The sequence below is a fragment of the Dyella sp. 05T440 genome (assembly GCF_056395965.1).
On sequence record NZ_JBFTKN010000004.1, the window covers coordinates 263899 to 283113 of the forward strand.

Genomic DNA, 19215 nt, shown 5'->3' on the forward strand with positions numbered 1-19215 from the left:
CATGCCGCGCCATGTCCAAGCCCGATTTTTCCGCCCTCCTGCGTCGAAGCGATGTGTTCGGGCACCTGGGGGAGGAGGCGCTGGCTGCGCTGCTCCCTGAACTCCAATGGTTTTCCCTGCCGGGCGGTCGCACCTTGTTCAAACAGGGCGATCCGGCCGACGCGCTCTATTTCGTCGTGCGTGGCAGCCTGGGCGTGTTTGACGGGCCCACCGAACGGGTACGCCTGGTGGCAGCGGGCGACAGCATTGGAGAGATCGCGCTGATCACCGGCGAGGGGCGGCACCATACGGCGAGGGCGCTGCGCGACAGCGAGCTGCTGCGCCTGGACCTTGCCGCCTACGAGGCGCTGATCCAACGCCATCCGCAGGCCATGCTGGGTGTGGCGCGGGTGGCCATCGGCCGACTGCAGGAACGGATGCGTGGCGACGAAAGCCCCGGCAATGCACGCACCTTTGCCTTGTTGCCGGCGAGTGCCGAGGTCCCTGCCCGCTCGCTGGCCATGCAGCTGGCGATGGAACTGGAACGCTGGGGCAGCTGCGTGGTGATCGACGCCGAACACGGCGCCGGACGCGGCAGCGACTGGTTTGCCGAGCGCGAAGCGCAGGCTCGTTTCGTGATCTATCTGGATAGTGTCGGGGATCCTTTGTGGCGCCAGCGCTGCCTGCGTCAGGCCGACGTGCTGCTGCTACCCACCCTGGCTGCGCAGCCCGCGCGTCCGTGGCCGGAGGCCGCGCCGATGGACCCGTCGCGGACTGGGCATCGTCCACGGCACCTGATTTTGCTGCATCCGGGCCGCCAGCCGGCGCTGGGTGCGGCGCAACGCTGGCGCGCGGAGTTCAGCGGCGACATCCAGCATCACCATGTCGGCGGTGGCGCCGACCTGGCGCGACTGGCGCGCGTGATCAGCGGCAACGCGCGGGGGCTGGTGCTAGCCGGTGGCGGCGCGCGCGGGGTGGCGCACCTAGGCGCGCTGCGGGCACTGTACGAAGCGGGACATACGTTCGATGCCGTGGGCGGTACCAGTATCGGCGCGATCATCGGCGCCAGCGTAGCCGCCGGCTGGGAACTGGACGCGACCATCGAGACTTTGCGCCGTGCGTTCGTGCAAGGACGTCCACTGTCCGATTGGACCGTGCCCATCGTGGCGCTCACGCGCGGTCGCCGCGCCGCCCTGATGCTGCGCCGCGCTTTCGGCGCACTCGATATCGAAGACCTGGCGCTGCCGTTTTTCTGCGTGTCCACCTGCCTTTCCGGCGGAGGCATGACGGTCCATCGCGAAGGGCCGCTGTGGCTCTGGCTGCGCGCGTCCAGCGCGATTCCCGGTGTGCTGCCGCCGGTGTTGCAACAGGGCCGTGTGTACGTGGACGGCGCCCTGGTCGACAACCTGCCCACCGACGTGATGGCGGAGGACGGCCTGTCCCACATCACCGCGATCGATATCCGCGCGGAAATCTCCCTGCTCACCACGGCCGAGGAATTTGCCACGCCGCCGTGGTGGCAGCTGTTGCTGGGCCGGCAGGAAATCCAGCGTCCGGGCCTGGTTTCCACCCTGGTGCGCGCGGCCATGGTCAACAGCGAAGGCCCCAGCGAGCACCGCCGCGACCGCGCCGACCTGCTGCTGACGCCGCCGCTGGAACACATCGGCATGCTCGACTGGAAAGATTGGGAGCGGGCGATGGAGGCGGGGTATCAGTACACAAGGAAGATGCTGGAAGAGCAGTCGTAGCGCACACCTGCTGGGAGAACACCTTGTGGGAGCGCACCCTGTGCGCGACAAGACTTACCTCAGGGTCACTGCTGGCGACGAGCAGGTAGGCATGTTGGCCGCGCACCGCTGCGCCCAGTCGCGCACAGGGTGCGCTCCCACAGGGCACTGCGCGGTACCATAGAACGATGGATCCTCTACGCAAATACAAGGGCATCTGGCCCACCCTGCATCAGCGCGTTTACGTCGACCCCGCTTCCACGATCATTGGCGCGGTCGAATTATTCGATGACGTGTCGATCTGGCCCGGCGCCGTATTGCGCGGCGACGTTAACTTCATCCGCATCGGCGCGCGCACCAACGTGCAGGATGGCGCGGTGGTGCACGTCACCCACGACGGCCCGTACTCGCCTGGCGGCGTGCCCACGATCATCGGCGAAGGCGTCACCATTGGCCATGGCGCGGTCATTCATGCCTGCACCATCGAGGACTACTGCCTGATCGGCATGCACGCCACGGTGCTAGACGGCGCGGTGGTGAAGAAGCACGGCTTCGTGGGAGCGGGCACGGTGATTCCGCCGGGCAAGGTGGTGGGTGAGGGTGAGCTGTGGGTGGGCAATCCGGCCCGTAAAGTGCGCGTGCTCAGTGATCAGCAGATCGAGCAGCTGCACTACTCGGCGGATCACTATGTGCGCATGAAAGACGATTACCTGGCCGCGCAATGACGGCGTCGCGTCGCGTGCTGTTCCTGTGCAGCCGGCATCGGCTGCGTAGTCCGACTGCGGCTGCGGTGTTTGGCGCTTGGCCGGATCTGGAAGTCGATTCGGCGGGGCTCGCGAGCGATGCGGAAACGCCGCTCTCTGCCGATCAACTCCAATGGGCAGAACTCATCGTGGTGATGGAGCAATCGCACCGCCGCAGGCTGCAATCGCGTCACGCGGCGCATCTGCGTGGCAAGCGAGTGGTGTGCCTGGATATCCCCGATCGCTACGACTTCATGCAGCCCGAACTGGTCGAGCTGCTGCTTCAAAAGGCGGGGCCGTTGTTGCGATGAGGCGATTTACAACATCGACCCATTGCTAGCCGACTGCTGCTGCGCCTGCATCGCTGCAGCGCGCGCTTCGTCCTGGCGGATCTGGATCTGGCGCTGGGCGTCGAGTTTGCCGCCCAACAGCGAAAGGATGTAGTTGGTGCTGTCGAACTCGCGCAGCAGCGAGAGTTCGCGCTGGGCGTCGTCGAGGTTGTTGTTGTTGATGGCGCGTTCCACGTCAGCCGATGCGGTCGGGAAAGCCTCGTGCAGCTCGTCGAGCGCCACTTTGTTTTGCGGATCGAGCTGCAGCACGCTGAGGTAGAACTCATAGGCGTTGCTGCCGGCAGGCGCGACCAGACGCTTCTCGCTGACGGCCGTCTTGGCCAGGTCGAGCAGGATGCCCACGCCGCTATCGTCCTTGCCCGAAGCCGAACCGTCAGTGGCGGCGGCCGTGTTGGCGCCTGAAGCCGAGCCGGCTTTCGGCCACAGATAGATACCGCCGCCCACAACGGCAAGCGCGATCAAGGATATGGCGACGATCACGCGCTGGCGTGGCGCGAGGGTAGCGAGACGAGACATGGCACCGTTGCATCGATGAAACCCGCGCACAGGCGCGCCTGCCTTCAGGCGTCCCGGCGGAACTGTGTCACATTATCGATACATCATGTCAGCGATGTGACTCACCAGACTCACCACGCGTATGGACGTCCGCACGGCCAAGCGCCTAGCTGAAATGACCGCCGGTGATGCGGCCATCCTTGTCCAGCTCGGCGTAGTAGCGGCTGTAGTTGCTGCGGTATTCCAAGGTGGTGATGGTGCCTGGCAGTACCAGCTGCACATCCGGATACGCCGCGCGAAACTGCTGCGGCGTGGGATGGGTGGCGATGAAAGCATCGAATGCCTTCATGTCGGTGACATAACCATGCACGGGCGCAGGCATGGCAGGCGTCGAAGCCTGGCACGCGCCCAGGACCAGCGCGAGCGCAAGAACGGCAGGGGCGATCAGACGCGGCATGACGACACTCCGTGAGGGGCCGTGCCGATTATGCGCTCTCGTCCCTGCGTACTCGCATTACAGACGGAACTCGATGCGCTGACGCATCTGCAACGCCACCGGTTTGCCGTCCTGGGTCCCCGGTGTGAACTGCCAGCGCGACACCGCACCGAGTGCCGCGCGGTCGAACACGTACTTGGGATCGGCATCGGCCACGGTGGCGCCGATCACCGAGCCATCCGGTTCCACGGTGAAGGTGACATCGACCCAACCCTGGCGACGCGTGCGCTTGGCATCCGGCGGATAAGCCGGTTCCACGCGATGGGTAAGCACGGGCGCGCTGGTGCCGTTTGCATCGGCCACCGCGGCAGCGGGTACGGGTGCCGGCGCGCGGGCGCGCATGGCTGACTTCGGCGCAGCCTCCACCGTGGTCGATTCGACATTCAACTGTGCAATCGCCCGTTCGCCGGGTGTCATCGCATTGCCGGGTTTGGCCGGCGCCACCGATGGCGGCGCGGTGGTCGGCGCGGGCGCAGGTGCGGCAGTGACGCTCGGCGCCAGAGGAGCTGCCGTCGGTGTCTTGATAGTGGCGGCCGGCGACGGCTCGCGGCGATTGGATTGCTGGGCCAGCTGAGCTTGCTGGGCCGCCTGCTGCGCAGCCGCCGTGCGTTGCGCCTGCAACTTGGCCTGCAACAGAGTGAGCGTGTAGTTCCGCGGATCGGCGCGCGCCAGCAGTTCGATCTGCCGCTGGGCCTCGGCATCGTCGCCTGCATCGATGGTCTGTTCGGCCGCATGCGCGGCAAACGGAAAGATTTCCCGCAACGCATCCTGCGCCACGCGATTACCCGGTTCGCGCTTGAGCACGGCCAGATAAAGCTCGAAAGCATTGCTTCCGGCGGGCGCCAGCAAGCGCTGGGCCGCGATGGCATCGCGTGCGTGCTGCAGCAACTCATCCGTGCCGATGCCTGCGCGGATCACCGGGCCGGCGGCGGCCACCACCTGCTGCGGCGATGGCTGATCAGCGTCGTCGCCGTGCTTGATCTGCCAATAGATGACGCCTCCTGCCGCCGCGATGAGCACGATGAGGATCAACAGGCTGTAGCGGGCTACACCTTGGGCACGACGACTCGACGAAGCGGGGGACATGGGCCACACATGGATGAAGGAAGCCGGCGCGCCAGCTGGGCGCGCAAGCTTAGAGGCGTCATGTTGCGGTGATGTTGCCCCGCATCAGCGGACGTGACGCAGTTCACACCTTGGCCGTGTCGGTCAGACCGTATGAACTGCGCCGTCCTTCATCAATGCCCCGGCAGCAGGCTGCTGTCCGGCGAACCATCCGGATGGGCAAACCACGATACGCGGTTGCTGCCATCGGGGCAGCCCTTGCCCGCGTTGGTGCTCGCCACGACGCCAGCCTGGGTGGTGAGCGATGCACGGTAGCAGCTGCCCAGCGTGTCGTGGAAGGCGAACGACTGCGAACTCTGTTGACCGCTATGGCTGCTCAGGTTGCCGCCGGCATCGAACACCAGGGTGTCCTGGGTATCCACCGTATTGTCGACATCGGCGCCATAGAGGGTGAGGCCGAGCAGGCGCAGCTCATCGCGCTGGCGATAGCCCTGGTGCACGGTCGAGGCCGCGCTGGTGCTGCCATCGCTCGCCAGCTGCTGGTTGTAGTCGAGCGAGAAGGGATAGTTGAAATGCGCCTGTCGCTCCGCCGTCAGGAAGTTGCCCAGGCGGCTCTGGCTGCTGCTGTCGGACCAGGTGCGCTGCGCGGTCTGCTGGCGATAGACCGTGCTGTTGATGGCGAAGGTTTGCGTGTCGTCGAAGCCGGTGTTCTGCGTCACCGTGCTGGTGACGCGTCCGTGCGAGGTGTTCGCATAGCCTTCGATCACAAAGTGGCGGTCGAGCTTGGTGGTGATGCTGCCGCTGAGGTCGCCATTGCTCGCAGTGGCGAGCGTGCTTGCGATCGTCGGCGTCGCCGGCTGGCCGACCAGCGTGTTGCGGGTGATCTTGCCGGTCACTTGTTTGGCGTGCGCATCGCGATACACCAGCAGTGTCGCCGTTGCGGCAAAGTAGCTGTTGGCGCCAGCCACCTGCACGGCCACTTCATGCGGCTTGCCGTCGCTCAGCTGGCCGGCGAACGGCGTGAGGTCGACGCGATAAGGCAGGAAGTTCAACGTCTGCACGCCCGGCGTGGGGCGCCAGAGGTAAGGATCGATGCCACCGGTATAGACCCACGGATAGACCGGCGCCACGCCGGCCGCCTGGCCGTCGATGCTGATCTGTGCCTCGCGGAAATTGCCGCCGCCGCATTCGTTGGTTTCCGAGGCATACGCGTCGGGCACGCAGGTGTACCAGAACTCGTCGCCGCTCTGGCTCTGGGTGAACACGTCCAGATACGCGCGCTCGACATTGGTCGGCAAAGTCAGCGTGCGCGCCAGCTTGTCGGTCGAGGTGTTGAGCGTCGCCGTGCTGCCCACCGGATCGCTGCCCAGCGGATACACCGCGTCGGGCACCTCCGCCGCGGGGGCGCGTACCGACGCCGGATAGAACAGCAGGCGCGCCGTGCCATGGATCACGCCGGTGTAAGTGTCGTTCACCAGGTTGCCGATGATGGCCTGCCCTTGTCCCGCGTTGCGCAGCAGGGCGGCGTAGTCGGTGAGGTCGCGCTCCACATGCCATGCGGGCGACACCGTGGCCGACGGTTCCTGGGTGGTGCCGAAGTAGAGGTTCACGCCGCCCAGCCAGAGCGTTGCGGTGCGGTCGTACTGGCGGCCGGCTGTGACCGAGAAGTCCGCCTCCAGCACTACCTTCGACCATGCGCCGGGGCACGAGGTCGGCGGCGCATAGCTATAGGGGCGGGCGTTGAAATCATCGAAGGCGACATTGCTGAACAGCGTCACCACACAGGGCTGGCCTGGCGGCCGTGGCACGGTCGGATCGGCGGTGGCCACATTGCTTGAACCCACCACCGGATCGGCGGCGGCTTGCGCGGTGAATCCCAGCGCCAGCGTTGCCGCCAGCGCAGCAGCCGCCCCAAGGCGGACCAGTCCCTCAGGCACCATGACGTTCTCCCCGTGATGTGCCCCCTGAGTCGCGCAAACTAGCACGGTCCAGCCACCCCAGACGTCTAGGCGTCCACAGTCTGCGCATGTAAGTTCTTGCGCCGCTTCAGCGAGATGAAGACGGCGTCAGTTGACGCGCGTCGCAGCCTCAAGCGCGGCCAGATAAGCCAACGCGTGGTCGCGCGAAGCGCCGCACATCGACGCTTCTGGCCGCAGGCCCGAACACACTGCGGGGCGCTCTGGCCGACCGAAGATGGCGCAGCGGTTGTCGTCGTTCAGTTGCGCGCAACGCACGCCGGCGGGCTTGCCGTTGGGCATGCCGGGAATCGGCGAAGAAATCGACGGCGCGATACAGCAGGCGCCGCAGCCGACCCGGCAGGTGGGCGCGTTCGCCGCGGATGCCGGGCGCTGCATGATCACTCGCTCACCCGTACTGCTTGCGCAGTTCGGCGTAGACCGGGTCGGTATCGGGACGCTGGCCATGCCAAAGCTCGAAGGTATCGGCAGCGGTTTCGATCAGCATGCCCAGGCCATCGAACGCGTAGCGCGCGCCGGCGGTGCGTGCCCAGGCGAGAAAGCTGGTGGCGGCTACGCCATAGGAAAGGTCATAGCAGAGCGCGCGATTGCCGACGATGGCGAACGGCAGATCCAGCGACTTGCCCAGCACGCCGGCCGAGGTCGAGTTGATGATCAGGTCGAACGCGCCGAGGTCGGCGAGATCCTCCCAGTAGCGCGTGTGTGCACGCGCCGGATCGCCGATGGCATCGGCCAGCGCATCGGCCGTGTCCGGCGTGCGGTTGACGATGGTCAGGGTGTGCACGCCGGCATCGAGCAGCGCCCACGCCACGCCATGCGCCGCGCCGCCGGCGCCGAGCAACAGGGCGGTGTGGCCGCGCAGATCCACGCTGTGCCGTTCGGCGATGTCGCGCACCATGCCGTCGCCGTCGGTGTTGTGGGCGGCGATGCGGCCATCGGGCAGCGGCGTGAGCACGTTGGCTGTGCCGGCGCGCGTGGCCGCGACGCTGCGCTCATGGGCCATCGCGTAAGCGGCCGTCTTGTGCGGCAAGGTCACGTTGGCGCCGCGGCCGCCGTTGGCGAAGAACGAGCGCATCGTCGCTTCAAAGTCTGCCGGCGCGGCGTCGATGGTGCGGTATTCCAGGTCAATGCCGAACTGGCGCGCGAACGACTGGTGAATCTGCGGCGACAGCGAATGGCTGATGGGGTGGCCAAACACCGCGAACTGTCCTGCACTCATGCGCGCTCCTGATGAAAGTCGATGCCGCCAATGGCGGCTCCCGGTCGGACCGGGACGTCCATTTTACCCGCCGCAGGCCTTGTCCGGTGGGGCATCGCAGGTTTTGAGATCGGCTCCGCGCAGGCTTTGCCCCATACCGATCACGGAACACGACCATGCGCCCGACCAATCGCACAGCCCATCACGAACGCCTGCTTGGTGCCGCCCTGCTATGGCTGCTGGCTGGCGCGGCCTTGCTGCTGACCACGCTGGTCCCGCTGCATACCGATGCGTGGGGCTGGACGCCTGCGTTCTGGCTGATTGGCGCACCACTGGTGGTCCTGCTGGCGCTGGAGCCGTCGCTGCCCCGCCAGCTGCTTGGCCTGCGGTTTCGCTCGCGCCGCCGCCCGGCGTCGGCGCTGATCTGGAACTGACGCGACAACGAATTCACTTGGCAGTGGATGCCGCGGCAGGAAGGCCGTGGCGTGGGGCTCCGTGCGACGGCCTGGGATGGCTGGGCACCTCGCTGGAGCGGCGCGACGGATCGCGCCCGCGTGACGGCAGCTCAGGGACGGGCTGCCGGTATCACCCCACTGCTGTTGCAGCTTTCTGTGGGAGCGCACCCTGTGCGCGACAAACCTACGGAGCGGCACATCGCCACGCCGCAGTCGCGCACAGGGTGCGCTCCCACAGTTGTCATTGTGCTCAGTCAGTCTCGCCGGCGCGCTTGCGTTCCATGCGCCGCAGAAACTCCTGCATGATGCGGCGATAAAGCGCCTCGCCCAGATGCTCGTCTTCCACGCCGTGATCGATCGACGGGTTGTCATTCACCTCGATCACCACCGGCTTGTTGCCCACGCGCTTGATGTCGACGCCATACAAGCCATCGCCCACCGCCTGGGTGGCCTTGAGCGCCAGCTTCACCACGTCGGCCGGCGCGTGCTCGATCGGGATGGTTTCCGAGTCGCCCGTCTTCGATGCGCCCTTGGCGCCGTGGTTGTAGATCTGCCAGTGCCCGCGCGACATGAAGTATTTGCAGGCGTACAACGCCTCGTTGTTGAGTACGCCGATACGCCAGTCGAACTCCGTGAAGACAAACTCCTGCGCCAGCAGCAGCGCACTGTGCTGGAACAGTTCGGCACTGGCCTTGTTGAGCGCGGACTCGTTTTCCACCTTGACCACGCCACGCGAGAACGAACCGTCGGGGATTTTAAGCACCAACGGATAGCCGAGTTTTTCCGAGAGCTCTTTGAGGCCCTTGGCGTCGTCGCGGTAGAGAATTTCAGTGCGTGGCACCGCGAGCTTGCGCGACACCATCAAGTCGTTGAGAAAAATTTTGTTCGTGCAGCGCAGGATCGAGGTGGGATCGTCCATCACCACCATGCTTTCTTTCTCCGCACGATGGGCGAAGCGGTAGGTGTGGTTGTCGCTGGCAGTGGTTTCGCGGATGAACAGGCCGTCGTACTCGGCCAATCGCTGGTAATCGTTCTTGCCGATCGGATCGACTTCGATGCCCAGTTCCTTGCCGGCGGCGATGAAGGACTTGAGCGCCTTCTTGTTCGACGGCGGCATTGCCTCGTGCGGATCGACCAGCATGGCGATGTCGTAGCGGAACTGCCTGCGCGCCTTGGGTTTGCGCCACAGCTTTTTGCTGAAGCGGTCGAGCTCTTCGGCAAAGGCATCTTCCTGGGCATCGTCCAGCGTGTGCAGGCCCACCGGCTTGATCGCGCTGATCTGCCACACGCGGTCGCGCTCGAACTCGATGCGCAGCAGTGGGCACGGGAACATTTCGAACACCTGGCGCGCAAGATCCTGCAGCGCCGGGTGGGCGGTCTGCCCAAAGTAGACCAGGATCCCGAAGTCGGTGGTGTCGCGTCCGCCAGCCGGCAGGAAGTGGGTGAGCTTGGCGCTCAGGTCCTCGATCTCCAGGCCGTACAGCGAGCGGCGGCGCAGGTCGTTTACCGTGCGCACGGAAGGCATCACGCGATGCCCGCGTGCCTCGGCCAGCAGCGACACGTAGTACCCGGTGCCCAGGTATTTGTAGCTGCGGCACATGTTGATGACGTGCGTGCGCTCGTCGTCCACACCGACGGGTTCGCGCAGGTAATCCATCGCCGTGACTACGTCCGCGGACGGGTAGTAGGAACTCCAGTCGGAGGCCTTCTCGACAACAAGCACGAGACGAGTCATGACACCTCTGTCAGATGGAACCGAGGAGTGTCGTCACGCGGGGAACGAGGCGGCACGGCGCAAGGGGCGCAGTTTGGCACATGGATCGCGCGGCACAAGGCGGGGTGCCAGGCCGGCTCATAGGCGGTTCAAGATTTGCCCGCATCGTTCCACGCTCCGGTCCCATCTTTGCCACTGCGGCACGCCCGCCGGTAGCCACGTCGCTCACCGCTACACGGCAAGGCCTGCACTTTTCGCTCACATCTTTCGCCGGCAGCGTGCCGAGATTGAACGGGTTGTGACCTGCGCCACAAGTCATCGTTGCCCCCGGGGAGTGTGGGGACTAGAGTGCCCGGCTTGTTTCATCGCGCCCGCGGGACCGCCCCTGATGACCCCCATGCCCGCGACCGCCGCCGTACGCGTGCGTCGTGCTGAACTCTCCGATCTGGATGACCTGGTTGCCCTGGAAGAGAGCAGCTTCGCCACCGATCGCCTCAGCCGGACCCAATACCGCCGCCACCTCGACAGCGAAAGCGCGCAAGTGCTGGTGGCCAGCGCCAACCACCGCAACTTTCTGGGCACGGCCGTGGTGTTCTTCCGCAAGGGGACCCAGGTAGCGCGCTTGTATTCCATCGCCACCAAGGCGGAAGCGCGAGGCAAAGGCGTGGGCTCCGCGCTGCTCGAAGCGGCGGAAAAACTTGCGCTGAGACGTCATCGCAAGGCGTTGAGGCTGGAAGTGCGCACGGACAACGAAGACGCGCTGCGGTTGTATGAGCGACTCGGCTACAAGCGCATTGGGCGTTATGCGCGCTATTACGGGGATGGGGCGGACGCTTGGCGGTATGAAAAGGTGTTGGACTGAGGGTTTGCTCGAGTTCATTGCCTTCGGCCGAGCTGGGTTGCTCGCCGTTACGTTTCATCTCAGGTGTCATGCTGGTGCGGCCGCGGTAGCTCGTCATTTTGGCGAGCGCGGTTTCTGTTGCTCGTCCCAGTGCACCCCACAAGAGGGGGGCTAGGCCGGAGACGTTCTTCAACAGCCGAATGGCTGGTCATCAAGAGCTTCGGTGTTTCCTTGTCACCTTGAGGCCAGCGTGCCGCCTACGCGGCGGGCGTTTCGATCGGCTGCCGCCGCTCGAGTCACTTTTCTTTTGCTGGCCCAAAAGATCCCACGGGACTAGCTTCGCGTCGAAAGTAACCCAAAGAAAATGGCCTGATAACGCCGGCAGCATCGTGTTGGGATAAGCCCGAACGCTCGAGGCGCGTCGTTGTGGGACGACCTCCGAGGGTACACAGGGGATACTTCCAAGCGCTGCGCAACGCGCCCGAATCGCTGAGGACTTAAAGCCGGGCCTCGCTGCGCATCGGCTGTGGCTCACAGATGGCGCACTTGGTGCCGCACCTGGCGCTTGGCTTGTCTGTGGGAGCGCACCCTGTGCGCGACAGCCACGCCTGGGTGTATCGCTCCGTAGGTTTGTCGCGCACAGGGTGCGCTCCCACAAAGAGCCGACCGGCAAGTTTGATCCGCCATCCCCATACCTGCGTCCCCCTTGTAGGAGCGCACTTGTGCGCGACCGCAGCGTCGCGGTGCATCGCTCCGGTTGGTCGCGCACAAGTGCGCTCCTACAAGAGAGCGGCCCAGCAGCGTCGGACGTCGCGTGGCTCTTGATGCGGCTCTTGCCCCCGGGGTCCCCGTAACCCGCCCGCGCACCTGGAGGGCCAACGGCCCGGAAGGCGCGCCATCCGGGGGGCCCTTTCTTTTGGTTACTTTTCTTTACTCCGGGCATCCTGCCCTCCGCCCTTCGGGCCGGCTTCGCCGTTCGCGCGCGCTCGAAGCGCGTGCGTGGGCAAGCAAAGAAAAGTGACCCGGCCTCCGGCAGGAGGTCGGAAGCCCGCGGCAGGCGAGCCAGGTCGCCGTATCGCTAAAACCAAACACTGAGGCTCTGGATGACCAGCCATTCGGCTGTTGAAGAGCGCTTCCAGCCTACGCCGGGATGACGAGCAAAACGCGGCCAGCGCTGGGACAACAAGCGAATTTCCGCCGCTTGGAAACGACAACTACCGGAGGGCGGCTCCGCCTCCACGCAACAAAGCGAGATTCCCCCCTCGCTCAATTCCCAAAACCCCAACCTCAAAACGGCTGCGCGATGCGCTGCTCTGTCGCCTCATCCGGCCGCGCCACCAACGCCCCCGTGCGCATCAGACTCACCGTGTAATGCCCTTGATCCACCAGCGGCAAAAACACCCCACTGCCAAACAACACATCCACATCCGGCACCCAGCGCGGATATTGCTTGTGCAGATCGAGCAGATCGAAGCTGCCGCCTTCACGGAAATCGACCACGGTCCGCGGCCCATGCATTTCATCGTTCGGGTCGTCGTAGCGTCCCGACAACCGATCCAGCCGGTACAGCGGCGGCACGCCCGCCAGCATCGTGGGCAGCTTCCACTTCAGCACCACGGCCTCGACGCGCCACGCATCGCCGGCCACTTCCACGCGGCGGGAAGCGCCGTCAGGCCAATGCAGGATGAGCGACCAGCGCTGCGGTGAAAGGATGTGTGCGTCGATCTCCACTACCGGCGTCTCTTCGCTGAGCAGGCGATAGCCGCGCAACGCGAAGCCCATGCCCGTCAGTATCAGGGTGATGGCGAAACCCACGAGCAGCAGCACGGAACGACCGGCGGCTGCCAGGCGCTGCCTGTCATCAAGGCGCTGGCGCAAGGCCACCAGTTGAAACAAGGTGAACAGCAGGGCGACCGCGGCCAGGATCAGCAGGATCGTCGAAGGGAGGCGCAGCAGCGCGGTCCAATCCATCGTTGTACTTCTGTGCATTCAAACCGCTCGCGGCGGCGACGGCGGCATCATAACGGCTGACGCGCCATTCACGGGCGGCGGCGCTTCAAAAGCGGCGGCTCGCCTATACTGACCGGGTTCCCGCCGGATACCCCGACATGCGCCGATCACTCCTGCTGCTTTCGCTGTGCTCCGTTTTTGCCCTGCTCGCCGCATGCGGCAACAAGGGACCGCTTTATATGCCCAAGGCTACGCCCGCGGCCACCGTGCATCCCGCTACGCCCGTCGCGCCGGCAGCCAAGCCCATACCGGCAGTGGTTCCGGCGGCACTGACGCCTGTGCCCGTGCACGGCTTTGTCACTGATATGACGGCGTTCGACGCCTTTATCGCCGCACATCCCACGCCTGAGCAGTTCAAGGCCGCGTATCCGGATGTGCTGCTGGTCCTGCCGGGCACCATCGCCACGCGTGAGATGCGCAGCAACAACAGCCGCTATTTCGCCGAACTCGACGCCAACGGCCGGATCACCGGCGGCAAGTTCATGTAATGAAGCTTCCGTTCTCCAAGATGCACGGCATCGGCAACGACTTTGTGATGGTCGATTGCCGCCAGCGCGCGTTTGCACTGAACGAAGAGCAGATCCGCGCCATCGCCGACCGGCACATGGGCGTGGGTTTCGACCAGCTGATCAGCATCGAGCCGCCGCGCGATCCCAGTTGTGCGTTCTACTACGGGATCTGGAATGCGGACGGCACGCCGTCGGGCCAATGCGGCAACGGCGTGCGTTGCGTGGCGGCGTGGCTGCATCGTGCGGGTGAGTTGTCGATCGGCGACATGATCCGGCTGGAAAGCCCCTCCGGGCCCGTGACGGTGCGTCTGAGTGGCCCGAACGAGGTGACGGTCGACATGGGCGTGCCCACGCTGGAGCCCGAGCGCATTCCGTTCCGTGCCGACCTCCAGGCGGCTCGTTACGCCATCGAAGTGGGCGGCGACGTGCTGGAGATCGGTGCGTTGTCGATGGGCAATCCGCATGCGGTCGTGGTGGTGCCTGACTTGCAGGCGCCATCGCTGTATCGGGTCGGCCCGATGCTGACCACGCATAGTCGTTTCCCAGAAGGCGCCAACGCTGGCTTCGTTCAGCAGGTCGATCGGGGCCAGTTGCGCCTGCGCGTGCATGAACGCGGCAGCGGCTGGACGCTCGCCTGCGGTACCGGCGCCTGCGCCGCGATGGCGGTGCTTCGCCTGCGCGACGAAGTCGACGAGAAAGTGATGGTGACGCTGCCCGGCGGCACCCTGACCATCGAATGGGCGGGGCCGGGGCATACGCTGTGGATGACCGGGCCGGCTACGTTCGTTTTCGAAGGCGAATGGCTGGGTTGACGCGACTTTCTGTCCATGTCGGTTGAAAGCCGATAGCGGAACAACGCACACTCGGCCCGCAACGCATCGACTCCCCTGAGGTAGCCATGTCCGAAACCGCCATTGTCGACACGCTTTCCGCCGGCGACGTCGCGGCTTTTCTGCGGCACCATCCGGAGTTTCTCACCGACTATCCCGATATCGCGGCCCAGCTTACGCTGCCGCGCGAGCAGGGCCGTGTCGCCTCGCTGGCGGTCTATCAGCTGCAGAGCCTGCGCGAGAAGAACGCGGAGCTGGAGAAGCAGCTGGCCGGCCTGATCGCCATCGCCGCCGAAAACGAGCGGCTGATGCAGCGGGTGCACGAGCTCAATCTCGCCGTGCTGCGCGCTGGAACACCCGCCGTGGCGGCCCGCAGCGTGGTGGCGCGGCTCGCGGAGGATTTTCAGACCGACCAGGTACGCCTGATGCTGTTCGGCCCGATCGGGCTGCCGCCGGCGGACTGGCTGGTGCATATCCCGGGCGGGCGCTCGCAGGTGCCTGAGTTTTCCGATTTCATGGCGCACCACGAACCGGTCGCCGGCCGCCTCTCGGCCGAACGCCTGTACCGCCTGTTCGGCGACCACGCGCCGGAAATCCGCTCCGCCGCGATGATGCCGCTGGGCGAGTTCGGCATCCTGGCCATTGGCAGCGGTGATGCCGACCATTTCCAGCCGGGCATGGGCACGGTGTTCCTGAAGATGATCGCAGGCACCGTCACCGCCGCGCTGCGCCGCGCCCAGGAAGTCATGTAACACTTATGTCTCACCCGCAGGCCCAGGTCGACGCCTGGCTTTCGCGACTCGCGGGAGAACGCAAGGCATCGGTGCATACGGTCGATGGCTATCGCCGCGATCTGGCCAAGCTGCTGCGCTGGATGGAGGCGCAGGGCATCGCCAACTTCAGCGCGCTCGAGCCCAACCGCATGCGCGGCTTCGTGGCCGGCGAACACCGCGCTGGCCTCGCACCCAAAAGCCTGCAGCGCCTGTTGTCCTCCTGCCGCAGCCTGTTTCGCCAGCTCACCCGCGAAGGTCTGCTCGAGCATGACCCGCTGGCCGGCGTGCGCGGCCCCAAGGTGCACCGCAAGCTGCCGCAGGTGCTCGACGTGGACGAGGCCACTTCGCTGGTGGAAACGCAGAGCGAAGGCGCTTTGAATCTGCGCGACCGCGCGATGCTGGAACTGTTCTATTCCTCGGGCCTGCGCCTGTCCGAGCTCACCGGGCTGCGCTGGATCGATCTGGACATGCACGCCGGCGAAGTGCGCGTGCTCGGCAAGGGCAACAAGACCCGCATCGTGCCGGTCGGCCGCCACGCGGTCGCTGCACTGCGTGCGTTGGGCGAAGCGGAAGGCGTGGTTCCCGAGCAGCCCGTGTTCAAAGGCCGCGGCGGTGCGCCCATCAATCCGCGTACCGTACAGCTACGTTTGAAGACGCTGGCGCTGCAGCAAGGCATGGCCAAACGCATCCATCCGCATCTGCTGCGCCACACCTTCGCCAGCCATATGCTGGAATCCTCCGGCGACCTGCGCGCCGTGCAGGAGCTGCTCGGCCATGCGGATATCGCCACCACGCAGATCTATACACACCTGGATTTCCAGTATCTGGCCAAGGTGTATGACGCGGCACATCCGCGGGCGAAGCGTAAGTGACGGGCGCCGTGAGCCGACAGCCTTGAACACCCTGTGGGAGCGCACCCTGTGCGCGACGGGCCGCCCGCGGCCCGGTTTCCCCTGAAAATCCCGTCGCGCACAGGGTGCGCTCCCACAAGGGCTGGCCGGGCGGCGGCTTGGATTCCGCCCTTACGGCCCCACCTTTGGCGAATTCACTCTTTACGGAGTCCCCCATGGAATCCTTTCACGCCACGACCATCGTTTCGGTGCGCCGCAACGGACAGGTCGTGATTGGCGGCGATGGCCAGGTCACCCTCGGCAACACGGTGATGAAGGCCAACGCCCGCAAGATCCGCCGCCTGGGCAAAGGCAATGTGATCGCCGGTTTCGCCGGCGCCACCGCCGACGCCTTCACCTTGTTCGAGCTGTTTGAGCAGAAGCTGGACAAGCACGGCGGCAACCTCACCCGCGCCGCGGTGGAGCTGGCCAAGGAATGGCGCACCGATCGCCGCCTGGGCCGCCTCGAAGCCATGCTGGCAGTGGCCGACAAAGAGGCCTCGCTGCTGATCTCCGGCAACGGCGACGTGCTGGAACCCGAACATGGCTTGATCGCCATCGGCTCGGGCGGTCCTTACGCGCAGTCTGCCGCGTTGGCATTGCTTGAAAACACCGAGATGGATTCGCGCGCCATCGTCGAGCGCGCGCTGAAGATCGCCGGCGACATCTGCATCTATACCAACCACAACACCACGATCGAGGAGCTGTAAGCGCTCGGCGCGACGGCTCTTGGTCCCGTCGTTTTGCTGATGCAGAACGAGGGCGAAAACTCATCTTTCCGGTGAACTCATGTCCGAACTTACTCCCCGCGAAATCGTCAACGAACTCGACCGCTACATCATCGGCCAGCACGACGCCAAGCGCGCCGTGGCGATTGCACTGCGCAACCGCTGGCGCCGCATGCAGCTGGAACCGGGCTTGCGCGACGAAGTAACGCCCAAGAACATCCTGATGATCGGTCCCACCGGCGTGGGCAAGACCGAAATCGCCCGCCGCCTCGCCACGCTGGCCAATGCGCCATTCGTGAAGGTGGAAGCCACCAAGTTCACCGAGGTGGGCTATGTGGGCAAGGATGTCGAATCCATCGTCCGCGACCTCGCCGACGTCGCCTATAAGCTGGTGCGCGAGCAGGCCATGAAGCGCGTGCGCACGCAGGCCGAAGACCGCGCCGAAGACCGCATCCTCGACGCCCTGCTGCCGCGCCGCCAGACCCCTTCGGACTGGTCGCACGACGCCGCGCCCAGCAGCGAGCAGAACGACACCCGCCAGAAACTGCGCAAGCAGCTGCGCGAAGGCGCCCTGGACGATCGCGAGATCGAGCTCGACTTCGCCACCAACGTCGGCGTGGAAATCATGTCCCCGCCGGGCATGGAGGAAATGGGTCAGCAGCTGCGCCAGATGTTCCAGAACATGGGCGGCGGCAAGACCCAGCAGCGCAAGGTCGCGATCAAGGCGGCTCGTCCCATGCTGGTGGAAGAAGAAGCCGCCAAGCTGCTCAACGAGGAAGAAGTGCGCGCGCAGGCCATGCAGTCGGCCGAACAGAACGGCATCGTCTTCATCGACGAGATCGACAAGATCGCCCAGCGCTCCGAGTGGGGCGGCGCCGGCGTCAGCCGCGAAGGCGTGCAGCGCGACCTGCTGCCGCTGGTGGAAGGCTCGACCGTGTCGACCAAGTACGGCCCGATCAAGACCGACCACATGCTGTTCATCGCCTCCGGCGCGTTCTCGCTGGCCAAGCCCTCGGACCTGATCCCGGAGCTGCAGGGCCGCCTGCCGATCCGCGTGGAGCTGTCGGCGCTGTCGGTGGGCGACTTCAAGCGCATTCTGCGCGAGCCGCATAACGCCTTGACCAAGCAGTACATCGCCTTGCTGGGTACCGAGGGCGTGACGATCACCTTCACGGAGGAAGGCATCGACCGCCTGGCCGAGGTGGCTTTCCAGGTGAACGAGCGGACCGAGAACATCGGCGCCCGCCGCCTGCACACCGTGATCGAGCGCCTGCTGGAGAAGATCTCCTACGAAGCTGCTGACAAATCCGGCGAAAAATACCTGATCGACGCCGAATATGTGGATAAAAACCTCGGCGTGCTGGTCCAGGACGAGGATTTGTCGCGTTACATCCTGTAAACAAGGGGAAAGCCCCGGGCTGGTAAAATTTTGACCATGGGAAATGTGATTGAACTGAAGACCACCGGCCAGCGGGCTCAGCTGCGCGAGGCGCAGCAGAAGCATCAGCTGGTCCGGTTATGGCGCGGTGAACTCGAACACGGCAGCTTCTGTGGCTACGTGGGCGGGGTTGGCCGTGAATTCTTTCTGCTGTGGGTGGTCGGTGACGGCATCACCTATGACGGCATGTACGTGATGCGCCACCGCGACGTTTCCGAACTGGAAGCGCCGGACAAACACGCGCCCTTCATGGAAAAGGCGCTGGTCCTCAAGCACCTGATGCCGCGTCCGCCCCGGGGCTTCCCGCTGGACGACATCCGCAGCGTCATCCAGGCCGCTGCCGCCCAGGCACCCGTCATCGGCGTGCACGTGGACAGCGAGGACGAGGCCGAGGTCTGCTACATCGGCCGACTGATCAGCGTGGAAGAAGACGGCTTCAACATGCAGGAGATCTCTCCCGACGCGGAATGGCTGCGCGAAGCGTCGTTCTTCTCATGGGATGAGGTGTCCACGGTAAGCATCGAAGACGGCTACGCCACATCGCTGCTGGCCGTTGCCGGTACTCCACCGCCGCTGGAGCAGGGCGATTCGGGCGTAGGGCACGCGCAGTAGGGTTTGATTGGTTTGATTGGAAGAAGCAAAGGCCGCCTCCGGGCGGCCTTTCTTTTTGCCTGCAGGTCAGACGGTCTTGTCTGTGGGAGCGCACCCTGTGCGCGACAGCCACGCTGGGGTGTACCGCTCTGTAGGATGGTCGCGCACAGGGTGCGCTCCCACAAAGAGCCGATCGATACTGACTTACGCGATCCCTTGTAGGAGCGCACTTGTGCGCGACCGCGGCGCTCGGATGTACCGCTCCGTCGGTTGGTCGCGCACAAGTGCGCTCCTACAAAAGACCTGCCCGGCCCAGTAGCGCCTGGCGTTGTTCGGCTCTTGGTGTGGCTCTTCGCCCTCGGGGTCCCCGTATGACGCGGCGGGCGGGTGGAGGAAAGCCCGAAGGG

20 protein-coding genes are annotated in these 19215 nt (G+C 65.3%); 12 read left to right on the forward strand and 8 right to left on the reverse strand.

Annotated elements, in window-relative coordinates; translation table 11 throughout:
- The first annotated feature begins 11 nt into the window (after positions 1–11).
- From AC1DE1_RS06835 to AC1DE1_RS06845, 3 genes are all read left to right on the forward strand, one after another.
- Positions 12–1727 (forward strand): patatin-like phospholipase family protein, encoded by a 1716-nt coding sequence (locus AC1DE1_RS06835; protein WP_441601842.1) that lies wholly within the window; start codon positions 12–14, stop codon positions 1725–1727.
- A gap of 167 nt (positions 1728–1894) precedes the next feature.
- Complete coding sequence (locus AC1DE1_RS06840; RefSeq protein ID WP_441601841.1) at positions 1895–2431, forward strand: gamma carbonic anhydrase family protein; 537 nt, start codon at positions 1895–1897, stop codon at positions 2429–2431.
- Positions 2428–2760: a low molecular weight protein tyrosine phosphatase family protein gene (locus AC1DE1_RS06845; protein WP_441601840.1), complete on the forward strand. Its 333-nt coding sequence runs from the start codon at positions 2428–2430 to the stop codon at positions 2758–2760. Before AC1DE1_RS06840 ends, AC1DE1_RS06845 begins: the two co-directional genes overlap by 4 nt.
- Positions 2761–2766: 6 nt before the next feature.
- Here the strand turns inward: AC1DE1_RS06845 and AC1DE1_RS06850 are convergent, their stop codons facing one another.
- From AC1DE1_RS06850 to aroE, 6 genes are all read right to left on the reverse strand, one after another.
- Complete coding sequence (locus AC1DE1_RS06850) at positions 2767–3315, reverse strand: hypothetical protein (protein ID WP_441601839.1); 549 nt, start codon at positions 3313–3315, stop codon at positions 2767–2769.
- A gap of 145 nt (positions 3316–3460) precedes the next feature.
- The gene (locus tag AC1DE1_RS06855; protein WP_441601838.1) at positions 3461–3751 is read right to left on the reverse strand and encodes a hypothetical protein; all 291 of its coding nucleotides are present in this window, start codon (positions 3749–3751) and stop codon (positions 3461–3463) included.
- Positions 3752–3808: 57 nt separating this feature from the next.
- The gene (locus AC1DE1_RS06860) at positions 3809–4876 is read right to left on the reverse strand and encodes an energy transducer TonB (protein ID WP_441601837.1); all 1068 of its coding nucleotides are present in this window, start codon (positions 4874–4876) and stop codon (positions 3809–3811) included.
- Between the two features lie 152 nt (positions 4877–5028).
- Positions 5029–6795, reverse strand: coding sequence for a peptide-N4-asparagine amidase (locus AC1DE1_RS06865; protein WP_477179028.1), 1767 nt, complete (start codon positions 6793–6795; stop codon positions 5029–5031).
- 126 nt (positions 6796–6921) lie between these two features.
- The gene (locus AC1DE1_RS06870) at positions 6922–7209 is read right to left on the reverse strand and encodes a YkgJ family cysteine cluster protein (protein WP_441601835.1); all 288 of its coding nucleotides are present in this window, start codon (positions 7207–7209) and stop codon (positions 6922–6924) included.
- 10 nt (positions 7210–7219) lie between these two features.
- On the reverse strand, positions 7220–8050 hold the full coding sequence (gene aroE / locus AC1DE1_RS06875; protein ID WP_441601834.1) for a shikimate dehydrogenase: 831 nt from the start codon (positions 8048–8050) through the stop codon (positions 7220–7222).
- A 155-nt stretch (positions 8051–8205) separates the two neighbouring features.
- Between aroE and AC1DE1_RS06880 the strand changes: the two genes are divergently transcribed.
- Positions 8206–8463 carry a hypothetical protein gene (locus AC1DE1_RS06880; RefSeq protein ID WP_441601833.1) on the forward strand — a complete coding sequence of 86 codons (258 nt, stop codon included), beginning with the start codon at positions 8206–8208 and terminating at the stop codon, positions 8461–8463.
- Between the two features lie 271 nt (positions 8464–8734).
- On the opposite strand, the gene AC1DE1_RS06885 is transcribed toward AC1DE1_RS06880, so the two are convergent.
- Positions 8735–10219: a RimK family protein gene (locus tag AC1DE1_RS06885; protein WP_441601832.1), complete on the reverse strand. Its 1485-nt coding sequence runs from the start codon at positions 10217–10219 to the stop codon at positions 8735–8737.
- Between the two features lie 367 nt (positions 10220–10586).
- On the opposite strand from AC1DE1_RS06885, the gene AC1DE1_RS06890 reads away from it, so the two are divergent.
- The gene (locus tag AC1DE1_RS06890; RefSeq protein WP_441601831.1) at positions 10587–11060 is read left to right on the forward strand and encodes a GNAT family N-acetyltransferase; all 474 of its coding nucleotides are present in this window, start codon (positions 10587–10589) and stop codon (positions 11058–11060) included.
- 1266 nt (positions 11061–12326) lie between these two features.
- Here the strand turns inward: AC1DE1_RS06890 and AC1DE1_RS06895 are convergent.
- On the reverse strand, positions 12327–13010 hold the full coding sequence (locus AC1DE1_RS06895; RefSeq protein WP_441601830.1) for a hypothetical protein: 684 nt from the start codon (positions 13008–13010) through the stop codon (positions 12327–12329).
- A gap of 137 nt (positions 13011–13147) precedes the next feature.
- Between AC1DE1_RS06895 and lptM the strand changes: the two genes are divergently transcribed.
- The 7 genes from lptM (at position 13148) to AC1DE1_RS06930 (ending at position 18829) form a co-directional block, all read left to right on the forward strand.
- Positions 13148–13537 (forward strand): LPS translocon maturation chaperone LptM, encoded by a 390-nt coding sequence (lptM, locus tag AC1DE1_RS06900; protein WP_441601829.1) that lies wholly within the window; start codon positions 13148–13150, stop codon positions 13535–13537.
- Positions 13537–14370 (forward strand): diaminopimelate epimerase, encoded by an 834-nt coding sequence (dapF, locus tag AC1DE1_RS06905; RefSeq protein WP_441601828.1) that lies wholly within the window; start codon positions 13537–13539, stop codon positions 14368–14370. The genes lptM and dapF overlap by 1 nt, the downstream gene beginning before the upstream one ends.
- Before the next feature lie 86 nt (positions 14371–14456).
- Positions 14457–15140, forward strand: coding sequence for a DUF484 family protein (locus AC1DE1_RS06910; RefSeq protein WP_121883777.1), 684 nt, complete (start codon positions 14457–14459; stop codon positions 15138–15140).
- 5 nt (positions 15141–15145) lie between these two features.
- Positions 15146–16033: a tyrosine recombinase XerC gene (xerC, locus tag AC1DE1_RS06915; protein ID WP_441601827.1), complete on the forward strand. Its 888-nt coding sequence runs from the start codon at positions 15146–15148 to the stop codon at positions 16031–16033.
- Positions 16034–16227: 194 nt separating this feature from the next.
- Positions 16228–16761 (forward strand): ATP-dependent protease subunit HslV, encoded by a 534-nt coding sequence (gene hslV / locus AC1DE1_RS06920; RefSeq protein ID WP_046972849.1) that lies wholly within the window; start codon positions 16228–16230, stop codon positions 16759–16761.
- Between the two features lie 79 nt (positions 16762–16840).
- Positions 16841–18178 (forward strand): ATP-dependent protease ATPase subunit HslU, encoded by a 1338-nt coding sequence (gene hslU, locus AC1DE1_RS06925; protein WP_441601826.1) that lies wholly within the window; start codon positions 16841–16843, stop codon positions 18176–18178.
- Between the two features lie 36 nt (positions 18179–18214).
- The gene (locus AC1DE1_RS06930) at positions 18215–18829 is read left to right on the forward strand and encodes a hypothetical protein (RefSeq protein WP_046972847.1); all 615 of its coding nucleotides are present in this window, start codon (positions 18215–18217) and stop codon (positions 18827–18829) included.
- The last annotated feature ends 386 nt before the right edge of the window (positions 18830–19215 follow it).

What these genes read in the sequence shown, in the direction of transcription:
- AC1DE1_RS06840 (WP_441601841.1), top strand. Translation starts at nt 1,895, where the DNA reads ATGGATCCTCTACGCAAATACAAGGGCATCTGGCCCACCCTGCATCAG.
- AC1DE1_RS06885 (WP_441601832.1), bottom strand. Translation starts at nt 10,219, where the DNA reads ATGACTCGTCTCGTGCTTGTTGTCGAGAAGGCCTCCGACTGGAGTTCC.
- xerC (WP_441601827.1), top strand. Translation starts at nt 15,146, where the DNA reads ATGTCTCACCCGCAGGCCCAGGTCGACGCCTGGCTTTCGCGACTCGCG.
- AC1DE1_RS06910 (WP_121883777.1), top strand. Translation starts at nt 14,457, where the DNA reads ATGTCCGAAACCGCCATTGTCGACACGCTTTCCGCCGGCGACGTCGCG.
- AC1DE1_RS06880 (WP_441601833.1), top strand. Translation starts at nt 8,206, where the DNA reads ATGCGCCCGACCAATCGCACAGCCCATCACGAACGCCTGCTTGGTGCC.
- hslU (WP_441601826.1), top strand. Translation starts at nt 16,841, where the DNA reads ATGTCCGAACTTACTCCCCGCGAAATCGTCAACGAACTCGACCGCTAC.
- hslV (WP_046972849.1), top strand. Translation starts at nt 16,228, where the DNA reads ATGGAATCCTTTCACGCCACGACCATCGTTTCGGTGCGCCGCAACGGA.
- AC1DE1_RS06870 (WP_441601835.1), bottom strand. Translation starts at nt 7,209, where the DNA reads ATGCAGCGCCCGGCATCCGCGGCGAACGCGCCCACCTGCCGGGTCGGC.
- dapF (WP_441601828.1), top strand. Translation starts at nt 13,537, where the DNA reads ATGAAGCTTCCGTTCTCCAAGATGCACGGCATCGGCAACGACTTTGTG.
- lptM (WP_441601829.1), top strand. Translation starts at nt 13,148, where the DNA reads ATGCGCCGATCACTCCTGCTGCTTTCGCTGTGCTCCGTTTTTGCCCTG.
- AC1DE1_RS06845 (WP_441601840.1), top strand. Translation starts at nt 2,428, where the DNA reads ATGACGGCGTCGCGTCGCGTGCTGTTCCTGTGCAGCCGGCATCGGCTG.
- aroE (WP_441601834.1), bottom strand. Translation starts at nt 8,050, where the DNA reads ATGAGTGCAGGACAGTTCGCGGTGTTTGGCCACCCCATCAGCCATTCG.
- AC1DE1_RS06865 (WP_477179028.1), bottom strand. Translation starts at nt 6,795, where the DNA reads ATGGTGCCTGAGGGACTGGTCCGCCTTGGGGCGGCTGCTGCGCTGGCG.
- AC1DE1_RS06890 (WP_441601831.1), top strand. Translation starts at nt 10,587, where the DNA reads ATGACCCCCATGCCCGCGACCGCCGCCGTACGCGTGCGTCGTGCTGAA.
- AC1DE1_RS06835 (WP_441601842.1), top strand. Translation starts at nt 12, where the DNA reads ATGTCCAAGCCCGATTTTTCCGCCCTCCTGCGTCGAAGCGATGTGTTC.
- AC1DE1_RS06895 (WP_441601830.1), bottom strand. Translation starts at nt 13,010, where the DNA reads ATGGATTGGACCGCGCTGCTGCGCCTCCCTTCGACGATCCTGCTGATC.
- AC1DE1_RS06850 (WP_441601839.1), bottom strand. Translation starts at nt 3,315, where the DNA reads ATGTCTCGTCTCGCTACCCTCGCGCCACGCCAGCGCGTGATCGTCGCC.
- AC1DE1_RS06930 (WP_046972847.1), top strand. Translation starts at nt 18,215, where the DNA reads ATGGGAAATGTGATTGAACTGAAGACCACCGGCCAGCGGGCTCAGCTG.
- AC1DE1_RS06860 (WP_441601837.1), bottom strand. Translation starts at nt 4,876, where the DNA reads ATGTCCCCCGCTTCGTCGAGTCGTCGTGCCCAAGGTGTAGCCCGCTAC.
- AC1DE1_RS06855 (WP_441601838.1), bottom strand. Translation starts at nt 3,751, where the DNA reads ATGCCGCGTCTGATCGCCCCTGCCGTTCTTGCGCTCGCGCTGGTCCTG.